The organism is Pseudomonas citri (assembly GCF_025336485.1).
Classification (GTDB): domain Bacteria; phylum Pseudomonadota; class Gammaproteobacteria; order Pseudomonadales; family Pseudomonadaceae; genus Aquipseudomonas; species Aquipseudomonas citri.
Map to the genome: position 1 here is coordinate 41697 of NZ_JAODAB010000005.1, position 19736 is coordinate 61432.

Below are 19736 nucleotides of genomic sequence, written 5' to 3' on the forward strand. Positions count from 1 at the left end.
TCACGCCTCGCCTGCCACGCTGTCGTGCAGTGGGATCATCGCTTCCCGGGCCCAGCGCACGCTCAACTGCTGGCCGGTCTGGTGTGGGGGGCTACTGTCGTTCCAGTGGGTGTTGGCCTGGCTGAGGTTCAGGGTCTGGCCGTTTTCCAGTTTCAACTCGTAGCGCGTGGCACTGCCTTGGTACTGGATGTCGTGGAGCAGGCCCCGCACTTCGATCTCATGGCCGGCCAGCGGACCTTCGGCGAAGCGCACGTGTTCCGGGCGGATCGAGAAGGGCTGTGGATAACCGCTCAATGCCCGGGCCAGGTCACCACGGATCACGTTGGAGGTGCCGACGAATTCGGCGACGAAGGTGGTGGCCGGTTTCATGTACAGGTTGCGTGGTGTGTCGACTTGTTCGATGCGCCCCTTGTTGAATACCGCCACGCGGTCGGACATCGACAGTGCTTCGGTCTGGTCGTGGGTGACGAAAATGAAGGTGATGCCCAGCTGCCGTTGCAGTTTCTTCAATTCGCCTTGCATTTGTTCGCGCAGCTTCAGGTCCAGGGCGCCCAGGGGTTCATCGAGCAGCAACACCCGCGGGCGATTGACCAGCGCGCGGGCCAGGGCCACGCGCTGGCGCTGGCCGCCGGAGAGCTGCACCGGTTTGCGTTCGCCGTAGCCGGCCAAGGCCACCATCTCCAGCGCCTCCTCGGCGCGCTTGAGGCGCTCGGTCTTGGGCACGCCCTTGACCTTCAGGCCGTAGGCCACGTTGTCGCGCACGTTCATGTGGGGGAAGAGGGCATAGTCCTGGAAGACGGTATTGACGTCCCGTTGATACGGCGCCAGGCCCGTGGCTTCTTCGCCATGGATGCGGATCGAACCGGCGTTGGGCTGCTCGAACCCGGCGATCAGCCGCAGGCAGGTGGTCTTGCCCGAACCGGAGGGCCCGAGCATGGAAAAGAACTCGCCGTCCTGGATGTCGATAGATACCCGGTCCACGGCCTTCACCTCGCCGAATTGACGGGACACCTGGGTGAACTGGACTGCAAGTGGCATGGCGCGTGGCTCCAGAAAGCATGAGTTCTATTGATGCATGGCTGGGTTGTCGGGCACGGACTTGTGGCTTCATCCTGTGGGAGCAAGCTTTGCTCCCACAGGATGAAGCCACAAGGACAGCGTTCACCTTCACTCACTGGGTAGTTGGGCGAACCTCAGCGCCCACCCATGATCGCAATGTAGTCCTGGGTCCAGCGGCTGTACGGAACGAACTTGCCGCCCTCGGCCTGCGGGGTTTTCCAGAAGGCGATCTTGTCGAACTGGTCGAAGCCGTTGGTCTTGCAGCCTTCGGCACCCAGCAATTCGCTGCTCTTGCACGCCGCCGGCACCGCCGGCAATGAGCCGAACCAGGCCGCGACGTCACCCTGGACTTTCGGTTGCAGCGACCAGTCCATCCATTTATAGGCGCAGTTGGGGTGCTTGGCCTCGGCGTGGAGCATCGTGGTGTCGGCCCAGCCCGTGGCGCCTTCTTTCGGTATGGTCGAGGCGATCGGCTGTTTCTCGTTCATCAGGCCATTGACCTGATACGGCCAGGACCCGGAGGCCACCACGCCCTCGTTCTTGAAATCACTCATCTGCACGGTGGTGTCGTGCCAGTAACGGTGGATCAGCGGTTGCTGGGCCCGCAGCAGCTCCAGCACGGCCTTGTACTGGGCTTCGTCGAGCTGGTACGGGTCCTTGATGCCCAGCTCGGGCTTGGCACTCTTGAGGTACAGCGCGGCGTCGGCGATATAGATCGGGCCGTCGTAGGCTTGCACGCGTCCCTTGTTGGGCTTGCCGTCGGGCAGGCTCTGGGCGTCGAACAGCACGCCCCAACTGGTGGGCGCTTTCTTGAATACGTCAGTGTTGTACATCAGCACATTCGGCCCCCATTGATAGGGACTGCCGTAGGTCTGCTGGTTGACCACGTACCAGGGCGCATCCTTGAGGCGCGGGTCGAGGTTCTTCCAGTTGGGGATCAGCGCGGTGTTGATCGGTTGCACACGCTTGCCGGCGATCAGGCGCAACGAGGCATCACCCGACGCGGTGACCAGGTCGTAACCGCCCTTGGCCATCAGGCTGACCATTTCATCGGAGGTGGCGGCGGTCTTCACGTTGACCTTGCAGCCGGTCTCCTTTTCGAAACCCGTCACCCAGTCGTAGGCCTTGTCGCTCTCGCCGCGTTCGATGTAGCCCGGCCAGGCGACGATATCCAATTGGCCTTCGCCGGCACCCACGGCCTTGAGCGGTTCGGCGGCCTGCAGGCTGACGCTGGTCAGCAGCGCCGTGGTGATTGCACTGAGCAATACGGTCTTGTGCGCGTACATGGAAATCCCTCTGGCTTTGATTAGGGGCGGGGTCATCCTGGACGGGCTGAACGCCGTGAATGACCTGTTACTAGCGTAGTGCTGTTATCCACAGGCGTCAGGCAACATCTTGTGACGCTCTGGAAAGTGTTGGAGCAAGCCTTCCCCTGCTGGAAAAATCATCCCGCTGCGCCATACAGGCCCGACGCCACCCTCGGCTATACTCCCCAGCATTTTCAAGGACCCGAGGTTTTACTGTGAAAAACTGGACGTTGCGCCAACGCATCCTGGCGAGTTTTGCGGTGATCATCGCCATCATGCTGCTGATGGTGGTTGTCGCGTACTCACGGTTGCTCAAGATCCAGGACAGTGAGGAACGGGTTCGGGTCGATGCGGTGCCTGGGGTGTACTACAGCTCCATGATCCGCGGAGGCTGGGTCGACAGTTACGTCTTGACCCAGCAAATCGTCGGTCTCTCGGGGAACCGCGAGATCACCGCGGATGACAAGGCGCGCTACCAAGGCTTCGAGCAGCACCTGCGCGACGAAATGCAGAATTATCAAAAGCTGATCCAGAACCCGGCCGACCAGGCCTCTTTCGATGAGTTCGAAACCAATCACCAGGCGTTCAACCAGGCCATGGCGAAGGTTCTGGACCTGTATCAGCGCAAGGATTACGAAGGTGCGCGGCAGGTGTTGGAGAAAGAATTGACGCCAGCCTGGATCGGCGGCCGCACGCACCTGAACCACATCATCGAGCGCAATCGCGAGCTGGCGGAAGGGGCCACGCAGACCATCGACGATGCCGTGATGGCCGCCTATGTCGCCATGGGCCTGTCGTTCCTCGTCGCGCTGGTCATTGCCGCGCTCTGCGGGCTCTTGTTGATGCGGGCGATCATGGCGCCGATGAGTCGCATCGTGGACATCCTCGGGGTCATGCGCAGCGGCGACCTGAGCGGGCGCCTGGACCTGGCGCGCAAGGACGAGTTCGGTGCCGTGCAGACCGGCTTCAACGACATGATGGCCGAGCTGACGTCGCTGGTGTCCCAGGCCCAGCGCTCGTCGGTGCAGGTCACCACGTCGGTGACCGAGATCGCCGCCACTTCACGCCAGCAACAGGCCACGGCCACCGAAACCGCCGCCACCACCACCGAGATCGGCGCGACGTCCCGGGAAATCGCCGCCACCTCCCGGGACCTGGTGCGCACCATGACCGAAGTCTCCACCGCCGCCGACCAGGCCTCGGTGGCCGCCGGTTCCGGCCAGCAAGGGTTGGCGCGCATGGAAGAAACCATGCATTCGGTGATGGGCGCCGCCGACCTGGTGAACGCCAAGCTGGCGATCCTCAACGAGAAGGCCGGCAATATCAATCAAGTGGTGGTGACCATCGTCAAGGTGGCTGACCAGACCAACCTGTTGTCACTCAATGCCGCCATCGAGGCCGAGAAGGCCGGTGAGTATGGGCGCGGTTTCGCCGTGGTTGCCACGCAGGTGCGGCGCCTGGCCGACCAGACCGCCGTCGCCACCTACGACATCGAGCAGATGGTGCGCGAGATCCAGTCGGCGGTGTCGGCCGGGGTGATGGGCATGGACAAGTTCTCCGAAGAGGTACGCCGCGGCATGGCCGAGGTGCAGCAGATCGGCGAGCAACTGTCGCAGATCATCCATCAGGTCCAGGCGCTGGCGCCGCGGGTGTTGATGGTCAACGAAGGCATGCAGGCCCAGGCCACGGGGGCCGAGCAGATCAACCACGCGCTGGTCCAGCTGGGCGACGCCAGCAGCCAGACGGTCGAGTCCTTGCGCCAGGCCAGTTCGGCCATCGACGAACTGAGCCAGGTGGCCGTGGGGCTGCGTAGCGGCGTCTCGCGTTTCAAAGTCTGATGGGCGACCTCGAGCCCCGGCGTAACGCCGCCTCGGCGGCCCGCCAAGCGTTGTTCCTGGTGTTCTGCATCGGCAACGAGCGCTACGCCCTGCAGGCCCTCGACGTGGTGGAGGTCTTGCCACGCCTGCCCCTCAAGCCGATTGCCCGGGCGCCGTCCTGGGTGGCCGGGGTGTTTGCCTGGCGCGGGCGGGTGGTGCCGGTGATCGACCTGTGCTCCCTGACGTTCGGCCAGGGCGCCGCGGCCCGCACCAGCACGCGGTTGGTGTTGGTGCACTACCGGCCCGACGCGCAACAGCCACAGCAGGTGCTGGGGCTGATCCTGGAACAGGCCACCGACACCTTGCGTTGCGATCCGGCGGATTTCCAACCCTATGGCCTGGAGAACCGCCAGGCGCCGTACCTCGGGCCGGTGCGCCAAGACGCCCAAGGGCTGCTGCAATGGGTACGGGTCGACGATCTGCTCGACGACGCGGTGCGGGCCGTGTTGTTTCCCTCGCCGCCGTTGAACCTCGATGATTTGCAGGCCCAGCCATGAACGATGACGCGCGTTTTTTCACGTTCCTCAAGGATCGCATCGGCCTGGATGTCACCTCCGTCGGCACCGCCATCATCGAGCGGGCCGTGCGCCAGCGCATCATTGCCCAGCCAGGGCGGACCGCCGATGAGTACTGGCAGTGCCTGCAACAGTCAGCTGACGAACAGCACGCGCTGATCGAGGCGGTGATCGTCCCGGAAACCTGGTTCTTCCGTTACCCCGAGTCTTTCGCGACCCTCGCCCGGCTGGCCGTCAAGCGCCTCACCGAGATCCGGCACCTGCGCGCCTTGCGGGTCCTCAGCTTGCCGTGTTCCACCGGCGAGGAACCCTATTCCATTGCCATGGCCTTGCTCGATGCGGGCCTTGCGCCGCATCAGTTCAAGATCGACGGGTTGGATGTCAGCCCGATGTCGGTGGAGCGGGCCAGGGAAGCGCGCTATGGCAGGAACTCCTTTCGCGGTGCCGACCTGGGGTTTCGCGAGCGCCATTTCGTCGCCGAAGGGGATAGCTATCGTCTCAGTGAGCGGGTGCGTGAACAGGTGCGCCTGCAAGTGGGCAATCTGCTGGATCCGACCTTGCTGGCGAACGAGCCCCCTTACGATTTCGTGTTCTGCCGTAACCTGCTGATCTATTTCGACCAGCCGACCCAACGCCTGGTGTTCGAAGTCCTCAAGCGCCTGACCCAACAGGACGGTGTGCTGTTCATCGGCCCGGCGGAGGGCAGCTTGCTGGGGCGGTTGGGGATGCGTTCGATCGGCGTTGCGCAGTCGTTTGCCTTCAGCCGCCAAGGGGCGTCCGCGCCTGTGCCGCAACCCACGCCGATGCTGATGCCGACCCCGCTGCCGGTTCGCTCGCCGCCACCGCAGGCGATTCCCCCCGTGACGCGGCCACGCCCCTTTGCCGCTCGCGCCCCTGTCACCAGTGCGCCGCCGAAGGTCGAGCCCAAGGGCGGCGATGCCTCTCTGTTGCTGGCGAGCATCGCCGAACTGGCCAACAGCGGAAAAAGCGCCGAGGCCCGCGCCGCTTGCGAACAGTACCTGCGCAGCCATGAACCCAAGGCCCAGGTGTTCTACTGGCTGGGCCTGCTCAGCGACATGGCCGGTAGCGCCCTCGAAGCCCAGGGTTTCTACCGCAAGGCGCTTTATCTTGAACCGCAACACGCCGAAGCCCTGGTGCATCTGGCCGCGCTGCTGGCTTCTCAGGGAGACGCGGCCGGAGCCCGTCGATTGCAGGAACGTGCCGCCCGCAGCGGGCGCACGGCAGACAGTGAGCGTAGACGATGAGCGGTTCGGCTTTTTTCAACGTAACCCATGACGATGCCCAGGCCATCGACGATTGCTGGAATCGCATCGGCGTGCATGGCGACAAATCCTGTCCGCTGTTGGTCGAGCATGTCCATTGCCGCAACTGTTCGGTGTATTCGGCCGCAGCCACGCGCTTGCTCGACCGCTACGCCTTGCAGCAGGACGACCAGGACCTGACCAGTGCCCCGGTGGACGTCGACACCGTCACGCGTTCGCTGCTGGTGTTCCGCCTGGGCGAAGAGTGGTTGGGCCTGCCCACCCGCAGCCTGGTGGAGGTCGCGCCGTTGCAGCCGATCCACTCCTTGCCCCACCAGCGTTCACGGGCCCTGCTCGGCGTGGTGAACGTACGCGGGGCGCTGGTGGCCTGCCTGTCGCTGATGGAGTTGTTGGACCTGGAGCCCGGTGGGCCGGCGGCCCCAGGCGGGCGGATCATGCCGCGCCTGCTGATTGTCGCCGCCCAGGGTGGCCCGGTGGTGGTGCCGGTGGACGAGGTGGACGGCATCCATGCCATCGACGAGCGCATCCTGGCGAGCGCTTCGCAATCGACCGGCAAGTACACCCGTGGGGTCTTGCAATACCGGGACCGCAGCCTGCGTTGGCTGGACGAGGAACAATTGCTGTCCGCCGTGACCCGGAGCCTGTCATGAACCCCGATCAGATGCGCGACGCCTCGCTGCTGGAATTGTTCAGCCTGGAAGCCGAAGCCCAGACCCTGGTGCTGAGCAGCGGCTTGCTGGCCCTGGAGCGCGACCCGACCCAGGCGGAGTACCTTGAGTCGTGCATGCGTGCGGCCCATTCCCTCAAGGGCGCCGCACGAATCGTCGGGGTGGACGCCGGGGTCAGCGTGGCGCATGTCATGGAAGACTGCCTGGTCAGCGCCCAGGAGCGCAGGTTGCTGTTGAGGGCCGAACACATTGATGCCTTGTTGCTGGGCACCGACCTGCTGACGCGCATTGCGACGCCGGGCAACAGCGTTGAACAAGCGGACATCGACGCCTACGTGGCGCTGCTCGGGCACCTGCTCGATCCTGCCGCCACGCAGGCACCGAGGGGCGCACCGGTCAAAACCCAGCCCCCCGTCACGCCTGAGCCTGTGGCCGCAGAGCCCGCGCCTGTCGAGCTGGCCGAACCGGAGCCGGTCGCCCCCGTGGAGCCGGCATCCAAACACAAGCGCGTGACCGAAGGGGGTGAGCGGGTCCTGCGGGTCACGGCCGAACGTCTGAACAGCTTGTTGGACCTGTCCAGCAAATCCCTGGTGGAAACCCAGCGCCTCAAGCCCTGGCTGGCGACGATGCAACGGCTCAAGCGCCAGCAGGGCAACGGCTTGCGAGCCTTGGAAGAACTCAACGTCCACCTCAAGGATCACGCCCTGAGCCTCCAGGCCCAGGAAGCCCTCGGCGATGCCCGGCGCCTGTTGGCCGAAACCCAGCAAATGCTGGCAGAGAAAACCGCCGAGCTGGACGAGTTTGCCTGGCAGGCCAGCCAGCGTGCGCAGGTGTTGTACGACACGGCATTGGCGTGTCGCATGCGGCCGTTCGCCGACGTGCTTTCCGGACAGGCGCGGATGGTCCGTGACCTGGGCCGCAGCCTGGGCAAACAGGTGCGCCTGGAAATCGAGGGCGAAAAAACCCAGGTTGATCGCGATGTACTGGAGAAACTCGAAGCCCCGCTGACCCATTTGCTGCGCAACGCCGTGGACCATGGCATCGAAACCCCGGAACAACGGCTGCTGGCCGGCAAGCCCGCCGAGGGCCTGATCCGCCTGCGGGCCTCTCATCAGGCCGGACTGTTGGTATTGGAGTTGGCCGACGACGGGGCGGGCGTGGACCTGGAACGGGTTCGCCGCAGTATCGTCGAGCGCGGACTTTCCCAGCAACAGACCGCCGCCAGCATGAGTGAAGAGGAGTTGCTGAGTTTCCTGTTCCTGCCCGGCTTCAGCCTGCGCGAGCAGGTCACCGAAGTGTCCGGGCGTGGCGTCGGCCTGGACGCCGTCCAGCACATGGTCCGGCAGTTGCGCGGTGCGGTGGCGTTGGAGCAAACGGCGGGCCAGGGCAGTCGCTTCCATCTCGAGGTGCCGCTGACGCTTTCGGTGGTGCGCAGCCTGGTGGTGGAAGTCGGCCAGGAAGCGTACGCCTTTCCCCTGGCCCACATCGAACGCATGTGCGACCTGGTGCCGGAAGACATCGTCCAGATCGAAGGTCGCCAGCATTTCTGGCACGAGGGCCGGCATGTCGGGCTGGTCGCCGCCAGCCAGTTGCTCAATCGCCCGGCGTCGCAGGCCAGCGGCCAGACCCTCAAGGTCGTGGTCATCCGCGAGCGCGAGGCCATCTATGGGGTCGCCGTGGAACGCTTCGTCGGTGAGCGAACCCTGGTGGTCCTGCCCTTGGACGAACGCCTGGGCAAGGTCCAGGACATTTCCGCAGGTGCCTTGCTCGACGACGGCTCGGTGGTGTTGATCGTCGATGTCGAGGACCTGTTGCGCTCGGTGGACAAGTTGCTCGACACCGGGCGCCTGGAGCGTATCGCCCGACAGGACCAGGCCCAGGCCGCACGCAAGCGCATCCTGGTGGTGGACGACTCCCTTACCGTGCGCGAGCTGCAACGCAAGCTGCTGCTTAACCGCGGCTATGACGTGGCGGTGGCGGTGGATGGCATGGACGGTTGGAACGCGTTGCGCTCCGAGGCCTTTGATCTGTTGATCACCGACATCGACATGCCACGCATGGACGGCATCGAGCTGGTGTCGCTGCTGCGGCGCGACAACCGCTTGCAATCGCTGCCGGTGATGGTGGTGTCCTACAAGGACCGCGAAGAAGATCGCCGTCGTGGCCTGGATGCCGGAGCCGACTATTATCTAGCCAAGGCGAGTTTCCATGACGACGCCTTGCTCGACGCCGTGGTCGAATTGATTGGAGGAGCACGCGCTTGAAGGTCGCCATCGTCAATGACATGCCCCTGGCGGTCGAGGCCCTGCGCCGTGCGCTAGCGTTCGAGCCGGCGCATCAACTGGTCTGGGTGGCCGCCAACGGGGCTGAAGCGGTGCAGCGCTGTGCCGAATACACCCCGGACCTGATTTTGATGGATTTGTTCATGCCGGTCATGGACGGCGTGGAAGCGACCCGGCGGATCATGGCTGAAACCCCGTGCGCCATTGTGATCGTCACCGGCGACAGCCAGCAGAACGTCCACCGGGTGTTCGAAGCCATGGGCCACGGCGCGCTGGACGTGGTCGACACGCCTGCCTTGGGCGTAGGCAACCCCGGGGACGCGGCGGCGCCGTTGCTGCGCAAGATCGCCAACATCGGCTGGCTGATCGGTGAGCGCAACAAGCGCGAACGACCGGCGCTGGCCGCCCAGCGCCCGGCGGCGTCGCGTACGAGCCTGGTGGCCATCGGGTCGTCAGCGGGCGGGCCGGCGGCGCTGGAGGTGCTGCTCAAGGCACTGCCGCGCGACTTTGCCCCGGCCATCGTGCTGGTCCAGCATGTGGACGAGGTGTTTGCCGCCGGCATGGCCGAGTGGCTGGGCAGCGTATCGGGTCATTCTGTGCGCCTGGCCCGGCATGGCGAGACGCCCCGAAGCGGCACGGTGTTGCTGGCCGGGACCAATCATCACCTGCGCTTGCTGAAAGACGGCACCCTGGCCTATACCGCCGAGCCGGTGAACGAGATCTACCGGCCTTCCATCGATGTATTTTTCGAAAGTGTCGCCCGTTTCTGGAGCGGCGATGCGGCAGGGGTCTTGCTCACCGGCATGGGACGAGACGGCGCCCAAGGGCTTAAACTCATGCGCCAGCAAGGTTGTGTGACCATCGCCCAGGACCAGCGCAGCAGTGCCGTGTACGGCATGCCAAAGGCGGCAGCGGCCATCGACGCCGCCACCCACATTCTTGCCCTGGACGCTATCGCGCCACGGTTGTTGGAGATTTTTACCCAATGATGTCCTCCCGGCAGCCTTGCCCCCAGCCTTACTCAGGTGAGCCCTCATGACTGAGCTTCAGCTCGACGAATTCAAGAGTGATGAGAACGCCGCCATGGTCCTGCTTGTCGACGACCAGGCGATGATCGGCGAGGCGGTGCGACGCGGGCTGTCGAACGAAGACAACATCGACTTCCATTTCTGCTCCGACCCGCACCAGGCCATCGCCCATGCGATCCGCATCAAGCCGACGGTCATCCTCCAGGACCTGGTGATGCCCGGCCTCGACGGCCTGAGCCTGGTGCGCGAATACCGTAACCATCCGGCCACCCGCGACATTCCGATCATTGTCCTGTCCACCAAGGAAGATCCCCTGATCAAGAGCGCGGCGTTCGCCGCCGGGGCCAACGACTACCTGGTCAAGTTGCCGGACAACATCGAACTGGTGGCGCGCATCCGCTATCACTCGCGCTCCTACATGATGTTGTTGCAGCGTGACGCGGCCTACCGTGCCTTGCGGGTCAGCCAGCAGCAGTTGCTCGACACCAACCTGGTGCTGCAACGGTTGATGAATTCCGACGGCCTGACCGGCCTGTCGAACCGTCGTCACTTCGATGAGTATCTGGAGCTGGAATGGAGGAGGGCGATACGCGACCAGAGCCAGCTGTCGCTGCTGATGATCGATGTCGATTACTTCAAGTCCTACAACGACAACTTCGGGCATCTGGAGGGGGACGAAGCCCTGCGCAAGGTCGCGGCGGCGATCCGTGAGTCGTGCAGCCGTCCTTCCGACCTGCCGGCTCGCTACGGCGGCGAGGAGTTCGCCCTGGTCCTGCCCGGCACCTCGCCCGGTGGCGCCCGGTTGATGGCCGAAAAACTGCGCCAGAGCGTCGTTGCCCTGAAAATCCCCCACACCACGCCGGGCGTGGGCGAGAGCCTGACCGTCAGCGTCGGCGTCTCGACCGTCACCCCGCAGCAGGGCAGCGACTGCCGGCAACTGATCTCGGCGGCGGACAAGGGGCTGTACATGGCCAAGCACAATGGGCGCAATCGGGTTGGGGTTGAGTAGCACCGGGTTGCTGAAGAGGCTTGCTGGGGTGAGGGATGAGCTTGTGGGAGCAAGGCTTGCCCGCGATAAGGGCGCCTCGGTACTCCCTTGAATCGCATCAACTTCAGCGCGGGCAAGCCTTGCTCCCACAGATCCCAGCGTCGCAGGCCAATCTCATTGCCCCTAAAGCCGCCAGGCGGGCTGCCGCTGGCGCTTGATTACGTTATACTCGCCGGCTTTCAAAAGTTCGCCACGAGTGCTGCCCGTCATGGAAATCAACCCGATCCTGAACACCATCAAGGACCTGTCCGAGCGCTCCGAAACTATTCGGGGGTATCTTTGACTACGATCAAAAGCATGAGCGTCTGATCGAAGTCAATCGCGAGCTTGAAGATCCGAATGTCTGGAACAAGCCGGAATATGCCCAGGAACTGGGCCGCGAGCGTTCCGCGCTGGCGCAGATCGTCGAGACCCTGGACGAGCTGTCCAGCGGCCTGAGCGATTGCCGCGACCTGCTGGACATGGCGGTCGAAGAAGCCGATGAAGGCGCCGTCGGTGACGTGGTCGCCGAGTTGGACCGCCTCGAGGAAGCCCTGGCCAAGCTGGAATTCCGTCGCATGTTCAGCGGCGAGATGGACATGAACAACGCCTACCTGGACATCCAGGCCGGTTCCGGCGGCACCGAGGCCCAGGACTGGGCCAACATCCTGTTGCGCATGTACCTGCGCTGGGCCGACAAGCGCGGTTTCGACGCGACCATCATGGAACTGTCGGCCGGTGAAGTCGCCGGGATCAAGGGCGCCACCGTGCACATCAAGGGCGAGTACGCCTTTGGCTGGCTGCGCACCGAGATCGGCGTGCACCGCCTGGTGCGCAAGAGCCCGTTCGACTCCGGCAACCGTCGCCACACCTCGTTCTCGGCGGTGTTCGTGTCTCCGGAAATCGACGACAAGGTGGAAATCGAGATCAACCCGGCGGACCTGCGCATCGACACCTACCGTTCCTCGGGCGCGGGTGGCCAGCACGTTAACACCACCGACTCGGCGGTGCGGATCACCCACGTGCCGACCAACACCGTGGTCAGCTGCCAGAACGAACGTTCCCAGCACGCCAACAAAGACACGGCGATGAAAATGCTCCGGGCCCGTTTGTACGAGCAGGAGATCCAGAAGCGCAACGCCGCGTCCCAGGCCCTGGAAGACAGTAAGTCCGACATTGGCTGGGGTCACCAGATCCGTTCGTACGTGCTCGACGCTTCGCGGATCAAGGACCTGCGCACCAACATCGAACGCAGCGACTGCGACAAGGTGCTCGACGGCGACATCGACGAATACCTGGAAGCGAGCCTCAAGCAAGGCCTGTAACGCGACACCCATGCGGCAGCCGGGCACGCTTTTGCGAAAGCGCGGCCCGGGGCCGGTGGCAACGAACCTGTGATGGAATCCTTAAAGACATGAGCGACCTAGAACTCGACCCGCAAGCCCTGCAACAGGAAGAAAACTCCCTGATCGCCCTGCGCAAGGAAAAGCTGGCTGCCGAGCGCACCAAGGGCCAGGCCTTCCCCAACGACTTCCGCCGTGACGCCTACTGCGACGTCCTGCAGAAGCAGTATGCGGACAAGACCAAGGAAGAGCTGGCCGAGGCTGCGATTCCCGTCAAGGTGGCCGGTCGTATCATGCTCAACCGCGGTTCGTTCATGGTGATCCAGGACATGAGCGGGCGCATCCAGGTCTACGTCAACCGCAAGACCCTGCCGGAAGAAACCCTGGCCGCCGTCAAGACCTGGGACCTGGGCGACATCATCGCCGCCGAAGGCACCCTGGCCCGTTCCGGCAAGGGCGACCTGTACGTCGAAATGACCAGCGTGCGCCTGCTGACCAAATCCCTGCGCCCGCTGCCGGACAAGCACCATGGCCTGACCGACACCGAGCAGCGCTATCGCCAGCGCTACGTCGACCTGATCGTCAACGAAGACGTGCGCCAGACGTTCCGCGTGCGCTCGCAGGTGATCGCCCACATCCGCAGTTTCCTGATGAAGCGCGACTTCCTGGAAGTCGAGACGCCGATGCTGCAGACCATCCCTGGCGGTGCGGCGGCCAAGCCGTTCGAGACCCACCACAACGCCCTGGACATGGAGATGTTCCTGCGTATCGCGCCGGAGCTGTACCTCAAGCGGCTCGTTGTCGGTGGATTTGAGAAGGTGTTCGAGATCAACCGCAACTTCCGTAACGAAGGCGTTTCGACCCGGCACAACCCTGAGTTCACGATGCTCGAGTTCTACCAGGCCTACGCCGACTACGAAGACAACATGGACCTGACCGAGGAACTGTTCCGCGAACTGGCGCAGCTTGTTCTCGGAACTACCGACGTGCCGTACGGCGACAAGGTGTTCCACTTCGGCGAGCCGTTCGTGCGCCTGTCGGTGTTCGACTCGATCCTCAAGTACAACCCTGAGCTGACCGCCGCCGACCTGAACGACATCGACAAGGCTCGCGCCATTGCCAAGAAGGCCGGAGCCAAGGTGCTGGGCTTCGAAGGCCTGGGCAAATTGCAGGTGATGATTTTCGAGGAACTGGTGGAGCACAAGCTGGAACAGCCGCACTTCATCACCCAGTACCCGTTCGAAGTGTCGCCGCTGGCCCGTCGTAACGACGAGAACCCCAACGTCACCGACCGTTTCGAGCTGTTCATCGGTGGTCGCGAAATCGCCAATGCCTACTCCGAGCTCAATGACGCCGAAGACCAGGCCGAGCGTTTCATGGCCCAGGTGGCCGACAAGGACGCGGGTGACGACGAAGCCATGCACTACGATGCCGATTTCGTCCGCGCCTTGGAGTACGGCATGCCGCCGACCGCTGGCGAAGGCATCGGCATCGATCGCCTGGTGATGTTGTTGACCAACTCACCGTCGATCCGGGATGTGATTCTCTTCCCGCACATGCGGCCCCAAGCCTGAATGTTTCAAATAAAAAGCCGCCTGGAAGGGCGGCTTTTTATTGCCTGTCTGGTACAAACGTATCAATTGGTTACTTTTGAAAGAGCGAGGAAAGACCTGTCGTGAATCGTGCAATGGCTTCGGAAGGTGCAGCAGGCGTTGCCACTGCTGTCGCTGAAAGTGTTCAGTACCAGGGCCGCAAGGCCAGCCGACAGGGCAGTGAGCAGCGTCGCCAGGAGATTCTCGACGCGGCCATGCGCATTGTGGTGCGCGATGGCGTGCGCGCCGTACGCCATCGCGCCGTGGCCGCCGAAGCCGGCGTGCCGTTGTCGGCGACCACCTACTATTTCAAGGATATCGATGACCTGCTCACCGATACCTTCGCCCAGTACGTGGAGCGCAGCGCGGCGTTCATGGCCAAGTTGTGGGCCAATAACGAAGGCCTGTTGCGCGAAATGGTCGCCTACGGTGATGGCAGCCCCGCATCGCGCTCGCAACTGGCCGATGACATCGCCCGGATGACCGCCGACTACGTGCAGCGCCAATTGGACAGCCGCCGCGACTACCTGATGGCCGAACAGGCTTTTCGCCAGGAGGCCCTGCTTAACCCGCGCTTGGCGGAACTGGTACGCTCCCACCAGCAGATCCTGTTGCACGGTACCTGCCAGTTTTTCCAGGTACTGGGCTCGCGCGAGCCCCAGCAGGACGCCAAGGTGTTGACGGCGATTATCGGACGGATGGAATATCAGGGCTTGCTCAATGGCGCCGAGCCGGTCGCCGACGAAGACATGCTCGGCATCCTGACCCGCTACATGCACTTGGTGTTGGCGTCGGTGTAGGACCCGCACCGCTGTCCTGTGGCGAGGGAGCTTGCTCCCGCTGGGCTGCGCAGCGGCCCCTGTTTGTGAGTGCTGCGCACTCAAGCGGGAGCAAGCTCCCTCGCCACAGGAAACACGGCGCCACCTACCATAGGGAGTTTCAATGAAAGCCTGGCGTGCCGTTGTATTGGCCGTGTCGCTGTCGCTCAGTGGTTGCCTGGTATCGTTCAAGGCGCCGTTACCCGACAGCGAAGCCGCGCCCAAGGGCCTGCTCGGACACTGGACCAGCACCAATGCCTGGGGCGAACCGCTGAACCTGGAGCTGACGGAAGTCGGCAAGCACCATTACCAGGCCATCAGCTATTTCCGGGCACGTCCCCAGGAGCGCGAAGCCATTCCCTTGACCGTTTCTCGCCACGGCAGCCGCTGGTACCTGTCGGCCAAGGTGCCGGCGCGCTATGGCGGGCATTTCGTCATCGCCGGTTTCGAACTGACCGATAAGCAGGAACTGGTGGTCTACAACCTCGACCTCGAGCAGATCAACCAGGCCATCGGCCAGCAACGCCTCAGCGGCCAGCCGAACCCGAGCGAAGAGGGCGACGGCGTGCTGGTGGACAGCGACATGAACAAGGTCTTCAGTTACCTCGACGACCCGGCCAATACCGATGTGTTCTCGGAGGCCGTACGCTACCGGCGGCTGGGCAAATCCCAATAACCGCAGCAGACGGATATTTTTTCACAGGAGTTCCGGGTGGACGATTACCAGCAGACGATACGCACCTTGTCCGATCGCATTGTGCTGGCGCAGGCGCCGATTCGCATTCTCGACGCAGTGAAGTGGGACGAAAACATCCGCAAGGGGTTCCTCAAGGCCAAGGGCAAGGAAATGCCTGCCGTGGACCGCGACTACTACCTCAACCGGCCACTGTCCTTTGATTCCAGCAAGGTGAAGCTGGAATTCCAGAACATCGAGCGCGACATCACCCGCCAGCTCGGTCAGTTCAACCCCGTCGGCCAGATCATGCGGCGCATGTGCAAGGAGTACCGCATGGTGGTGCGCATGCTCGAAGCGCGTGGCACCGAGGATTTCGGGCTGATTTCCCAGGAACTCTACGGCGCCGCTTCCGACGCCTTCCACGCCGGCGACCCGACCCTGTCGGACCTGGGCCTGATGTTGTCCGACTACCTGAACAACATCGACGGCCGTGGCGACCTGAAGGACGAGCCGAAAGTCCTCAATGCCAAGGAAGCCGTCAACCTGCTGCAGCATCGTCTCAACCGGGTCTTCGGTGAAGCCGAGGAAACCATCCGGGTGTTCGAGTCCGACGGAATCGTCGCCGACGCGGCGGCCGGGGCGGACTACATCAAGATCCGCACCGACGCGATGTTCAACGAACGGGACGTACGTGCCCTGGAGGTCCACGAAGGCCTGGTGCACGTCGGCACCACGCTCAACGGCCTGAACCAGCCGATCTGCACCTTCCTGTCCAAGGGGCCACCCTCGTCCACCGTGACCCAGGAAGGCCTGGCGATCCTGATGGAAATCATCACGTTCGCCTCCTATCCCAGTCGCTTGCGCAAGCTCACCAACCGTACGCGGGCCATTCATATGGTGGAGGAGGGTGCCGACTTCTTGCAGATCTTCGAATTCTTCCGCGGGCAAGGTTTTGAAATGGCCGAAAGCTATGGCAACGCCAGTCGGGTCTTCCGGGGTTCGGTGCCGACCGGTCTGCCATTCACCAAGGATTTGTCCTACCTCAAGGGCTTCATCATGGTTTACAACTACATTCAGCTGGCCGTACGCAAAGGCAAGCTGGAGCAGGTGCCGCTGCTGTTTTGTGGCAAGACCACCCTCGAGGACATGCGCACCCTGCGCCAATTGGTGGATGAGGGCCTGGTCGTGCCGCCCAAATACTTGCCCGAGCAGTTCCGCGACATGAACGCGCTGTCGGCCTGGATGTGTTTCTCCAACTTCCTGAACCACCTGAGCCTGGACCGGATCGAAGCGGACTATTCCAATATCCTTTAACCGCAACACTCTCCCTGTGGAGCGAACAGGCTCGCTCCACAGGGAGAGTGCTTTTAATGTCTGACTTACGAGGTTTCAACCGGATGCGAACCCTCGGCATCATGTTCCTGCTGCTGGCCCTCAACGGCTGCAGCTCCCTGCTGTTCTACCCCGAACGCGGCCTGCCGTTCACCCCGGAGCGGGCGAAGCTCGAGTATCGCGACGTTACCCTGACCACCGCCGATGGCCTGAAATTGCGCGGCTGGTGGCTGCCGGTGAAATCGGGCGTGGCGGTCAAGGGGACGGTGCTGCACCTGCATGGCAATGGCGGTAACCTGGCCTGGCACCTGGGTGGGAGCTGGTGGTTGCCGGAGCAGGGCTACCAAGTGTTGATGGTCGATTACCGTGGCTACGGGGTGTCTGAAGGCGAGCCGGGGCTGCCGGCGATCTACCAGGACATCGACGCGGCGTTCCAATGGCTCGACCAGTCGCCCGAGGTCCAGGGCAAGCCGCTGGTGCTGCTTGGCCAGAGCCTCGGTGGCGCGTTGGCGGTGCATTACCTGGTGGAGCATCCACAGCGCCAGCGCCAACTCAAGGCCCTGGTGCTCGACGGCGTGCCGGCCAGTTATCGCGAGGTCGGACGTTTCGCCCTGAGCACCTCTTGGGCGACCTGGCCATTCCAGGTGCCGCTGTCCTGGCTGGTGCCGGACGGCGACAGCGCGATCAGTTCCATGACGCAATTGACCAGCGTGCCGAAATTGATCTACCACAGCCTCGACGATCCCATCGTGCCGCTTTCCAACGGCATCCGTCTGTATCAAGCTGCGCCCCCGCCGAGGGTCCTGCAACTGACCCGCGGCGGGCACGTGCAGACGTTCGCCGACCCGACCTGGCGAGCCGTGATGCTGCGCTACCTGGACGACCCCAGCCACTTCGACGGCCTGCGCCGCCTGGGCGAAGTCCCGAATTACCCGAAATTACCCGTTGAATCACCAGAGAGTCCGCAATGAGCGAAGAACGTAACGCCATCCCCCTGATCATCACCGGTATCTGCACCATCCTCGGCACCGTTGCGGTGCTGTGGTACTACGGCTACTTGCACTTCGCCAAGCCCGAGGATGCGTTGCTGCTCAATGAGTTCACCATGCTCAAGACCGTGCCGGGCGAGGACTACAAGGTCTCCCTGGAACCGGCGACCCAGGTGGCCCAGTGTGTCGACGGCGTGCTGGTGTTGTTCGACACCGAACAGAAAGGCCTGACCGGCGTGCTGGTCAACGACAAGAAACGCGCGGTGCGGTGCATGGGCCAGGAAACGCCGCAGAAGCTGCAGCCGTAATTCGATTGATTCGGTGACGAAAAAGCCCCGCCCGGGCACACCCGGCGGGGCTTTTTCGTCGCAGCCGACTGGTCAGTTCGCGCTCAGGCTCGAACGCGGGACCACCGGCTGGTTGTCGTTGGAGATGGTCACTTCCACCCGGCGGTTCATGGCACGGCCCGAGACGCTGCCGTTATCAGCCACCGGGAATTCCTTGCCGTAACCCTGGATCACGATGCGGGCCGGGTCGACGCCCATTTTCACCAGGGCGGTACGCACTGAGCTGGCGCGGCGTTCGGACAGCGACTGGTTGTAGGAGTCCGAACCGGTGCTGTCGGTGTAGCCTTCGACGATCACCTTGCGGTCCGGATTTTCCTGGAGGAATTGCGCCAGTTTGTTCACGTTGGCTATGCCGCTGGCGCGCAGCTCGGACTTGTTGGTGGCAAACAGCACGTCACCGAACGTCACCAGCGTGCCGCGCTCGGTCTGCTTGGCGTTGAGGCTGTCTTGCAGTTGCTTGATCTGCGCGTTACGCGCGTCGAGCAGTGCCCGGGCGCGTTCGTCGCCGGCGTTTTTCAACTCGGCTTCGGCGTTGCGCAGGGCGATGGTCTGTTTGGCCACTTCGACGCGCTGGTTGGTCAGGTAGGCCAGTTGATCGACCTTGGCCTCGTCTTCCTTGTCCTGGTAGGCCTGGTCGGCCTTGGCCAGGTAGTCGGCAGCATCCTTGGTTTCCAGGGCGGCAACCTTGGTGGCGGCCGGGTCAGCCTGCAAGCCGTTGTAGTTGGTGCGGGCCTGCTCCAGGTTCGCGTTCGGGTCGGAGGAGCAAGCGGCCAGCGCGACACAGGCGGCCAGCAGGGCGGGCATCATCAAATGTTTGTGCATCATAATCTGTCGTCCTTTTATCAATGAGCATTGCGTCGTGGCGTGAACGCTTTACTGAACCTTGTTCATGCCTTCCTGACGCAGTTCCTGAACCCCTTTCTGGGAATCCTTGAGTGCCTGTTCGGCCTTGGCGGCCTGGGCCTTGCGCTCGGCGACGCGGGCATCCCATTCGGCCTGCTCGGCCAGACGCCGCGCTTCGTCATACTTTTTGTCATGCATGGCGAGTTCGGCCTGCTTGAGCTTGTCCTGGGCCGACTTCATTTCCACCGCGGCGAATTCGGTACCACCGGCGCTGACGGCACTGTTGACCGCTGATTGCGTCACGGCGTACTGCTCCGAAGGTGGGTTGCCGGCACAACCGGCCAGGATGAAGCTGCTACCGATGGCCAGGGCAGCCAATTTCAAACCGCGCAGGCCTGTGGATGAGGGTTTGGCAGTGCAGGTATTCATAGGCTTCAACTCCATTGGAAATCTCCTGAAAAACGACACATCCATGCTGGGACCGAAGCCGTGACGTCTGTTTTGGCGCGGGCGCCAGGGCGCGTTTATTTAAACGGCCGTTCCAGTATGGTTACTCGGTGTGACCCGGGGCGTTTTTCAAAAGTTCAGAGAAGATGGCCATTCGCCAAAAGAATTGCTGACTGAGCGGTCAGCGCCAGAAAAGCTGAACTTTCAAGGCGTGCAGCGGTATTCCCGGCATCAGCAGGCAGGTGTTTTTAGGCAGGGCGCGCGAGTAGGAGCCGCCTCGTTTCGCTCGGCAACTCCTACTCA

Annotated in this window: 18 protein-coding genes; 14 read left to right on the top strand and 4 right to left on the bottom strand. The window is 63.3% G+C overall.

The window, feature by feature from the left end; genetic code table 11:
- Positions 1-1038, bottom strand: coding sequence for an ABC transporter ATP-binding protein (locus N4Q37_RS07370; RefSeq protein WP_260956487.1), 1038 nt, complete (start codon positions 1036-1038; stop codon positions 1-3).
- 155 nt (positions 1039-1193) lie between these two features.
- Entirely contained in the window at positions 1194-2345 is a 1152-nt protein-coding gene (gene ydcS, locus N4Q37_RS07375; protein ID WP_260956489.1) for a putative ABC transporter substrate-binding protein YdcS, read from the bottom strand.
- A 236-nt stretch (positions 2346-2581) separates the two neighbouring features.
- On the opposite strand from ydcS, the gene N4Q37_RS07380 reads away from it, so the two are divergent.
- The 14 genes from N4Q37_RS07380 (at position 2582) to N4Q37_RS07445 (ending at position 18104) form a co-directional block, all read left to right on the top strand.
- Positions 2582-4204 carry a methyl-accepting chemotaxis protein gene (locus N4Q37_RS07380; protein ID WP_260956491.1) on the top strand — a complete coding sequence of 541 codons (1623 nt, stop codon included), beginning with the start codon at positions 2582-2584 and terminating at the stop codon, positions 4202-4204.
- Complete coding sequence (locus N4Q37_RS07385) at positions 4204-4740, top strand: chemotaxis protein CheW (protein WP_260956495.1); 537 nt, start codon at positions 4204-4206, stop codon at positions 4738-4740. Before N4Q37_RS07380 ends, N4Q37_RS07385 begins: the two co-directional genes overlap by 1 nt.
- Positions 4737-6023 carry a CheR family methyltransferase gene (locus N4Q37_RS07390; protein WP_260956497.1) on the top strand — a complete coding sequence of 429 codons (1287 nt, stop codon included), beginning with the start codon at positions 4737-4739 and terminating at the stop codon, positions 6021-6023. The genes N4Q37_RS07385 and N4Q37_RS07390 overlap by 4 nt, the downstream gene beginning before the upstream one ends.
- On the top strand, positions 6020-6691 hold the full coding sequence (locus tag N4Q37_RS07395) for a chemotaxis protein CheW (protein WP_260956500.1): 672 nt from the start codon (positions 6020-6022) through the stop codon (positions 6689-6691). Before N4Q37_RS07390 ends, N4Q37_RS07395 begins: the two co-directional genes overlap by 4 nt.
- A complete protein-coding gene (locus N4Q37_RS07400; RefSeq protein ID WP_260956502.1) occupies positions 6688-8973 on the top strand; it encodes a hybrid sensor histidine kinase/response regulator in 2286 nt (761 codons plus the stop codon). The genes N4Q37_RS07395 and N4Q37_RS07400 overlap by 4 nt, the downstream gene beginning before the upstream one ends.
- Complete coding sequence (gene cheB, locus N4Q37_RS07405) at positions 8970-9980, top strand: chemotaxis response regulator protein-glutamate methylesterase (RefSeq protein WP_260956504.1); 1011 nt, start codon at positions 8970-8972, stop codon at positions 9978-9980. Before N4Q37_RS07400 ends, cheB begins: the two co-directional genes overlap by 4 nt.
- Before the next feature lie 46 nt (positions 9981-10026).
- Positions 10027-11028 (top strand): response regulator, encoded by a 1002-nt coding sequence (locus N4Q37_RS07410; protein ID WP_260956506.1) that lies wholly within the window; start codon positions 10027-10029, stop codon positions 11026-11028.
- 247 nt (positions 11029-11275) lie between these two features.
- A protein-coding gene (gene prfB, locus N4Q37_RS07415; protein WP_260956508.1) for a peptide chain release factor 2 occupies positions 11276-12371 on the top strand; the annotation gives its coding sequence in 2 pieces (ribosomal slippage) (positions 11276-11347 and positions 11349-12371; 1095 coding nt in all).
- Between the two features lie 89 nt (positions 12372-12460).
- Positions 12461-13963 carry a lysine--tRNA ligase gene (gene lysS, locus N4Q37_RS07420; RefSeq protein ID WP_260956511.1) on the top strand — a complete coding sequence of 501 codons (1503 nt, stop codon included), beginning with the start codon at positions 12461-12463 and terminating at the stop codon, positions 13961-13963.
- Between the two features lie 101 nt (positions 13964-14064).
- Positions 14065-14781 carry a TetR/AcrR family transcriptional regulator gene (locus tag N4Q37_RS07425; protein WP_260956513.1) on the top strand — a complete coding sequence of 239 codons (717 nt, stop codon included), beginning with the start codon at positions 14065-14067 and terminating at the stop codon, positions 14779-14781.
- A gap of 142 nt (positions 14782-14923) precedes the next feature.
- Positions 14924-15475: a hypothetical protein gene (locus N4Q37_RS07430; RefSeq protein ID WP_260956514.1), complete on the top strand. Its 552-nt coding sequence runs from the start codon at positions 14924-14926 to the stop codon at positions 15473-15475.
- A gap of 36 nt (positions 15476-15511) precedes the next feature.
- Positions 15512-16789 (top strand): flavohemoglobin expression-modulating QEGLA motif protein, encoded by a 1278-nt coding sequence (locus N4Q37_RS07435; protein ID WP_260956516.1) that lies wholly within the window; start codon positions 15512-15514, stop codon positions 16787-16789.
- A gap of 83 nt (positions 16790-16872) precedes the next feature.
- Positions 16873-17778 carry an alpha/beta hydrolase gene (locus N4Q37_RS07440; RefSeq protein ID WP_260957034.1) on the top strand — a complete coding sequence of 302 codons (906 nt, stop codon included), beginning with the start codon at positions 16873-16875 and terminating at the stop codon, positions 17776-17778.
- A complete protein-coding gene (locus N4Q37_RS07445) occupies positions 17775-18104 on the top strand; it encodes a hypothetical protein (RefSeq protein WP_260956518.1) in 330 nt (109 codons plus the stop codon). Before N4Q37_RS07440 ends, N4Q37_RS07445 begins: the two co-directional genes overlap by 4 nt.
- Positions 18105-18176: 72 nt before the next feature.
- Here N4Q37_RS07445 and N4Q37_RS07450 read toward each other — a convergent pair whose 3' ends face one another.
- Both N4Q37_RS07450 and N4Q37_RS07455 read right to left on the bottom strand, forming a co-directional pair.
- Positions 18177-18965 (bottom strand): OmpA family protein, encoded by a 789-nt coding sequence (locus N4Q37_RS07450; protein WP_260957036.1) that lies wholly within the window; start codon positions 18963-18965, stop codon positions 18177-18179.
- A 51-nt stretch (positions 18966-19016) separates the two neighbouring features.
- On the bottom strand, positions 19017-19430 hold the full coding sequence (locus tag N4Q37_RS07455; protein ID WP_260956521.1) for a DUF4398 domain-containing protein: 414 nt from the start codon (positions 19428-19430) through the stop codon (positions 19017-19019).
- Positions 19431-19736: the final 306 nt, after the last annotated feature.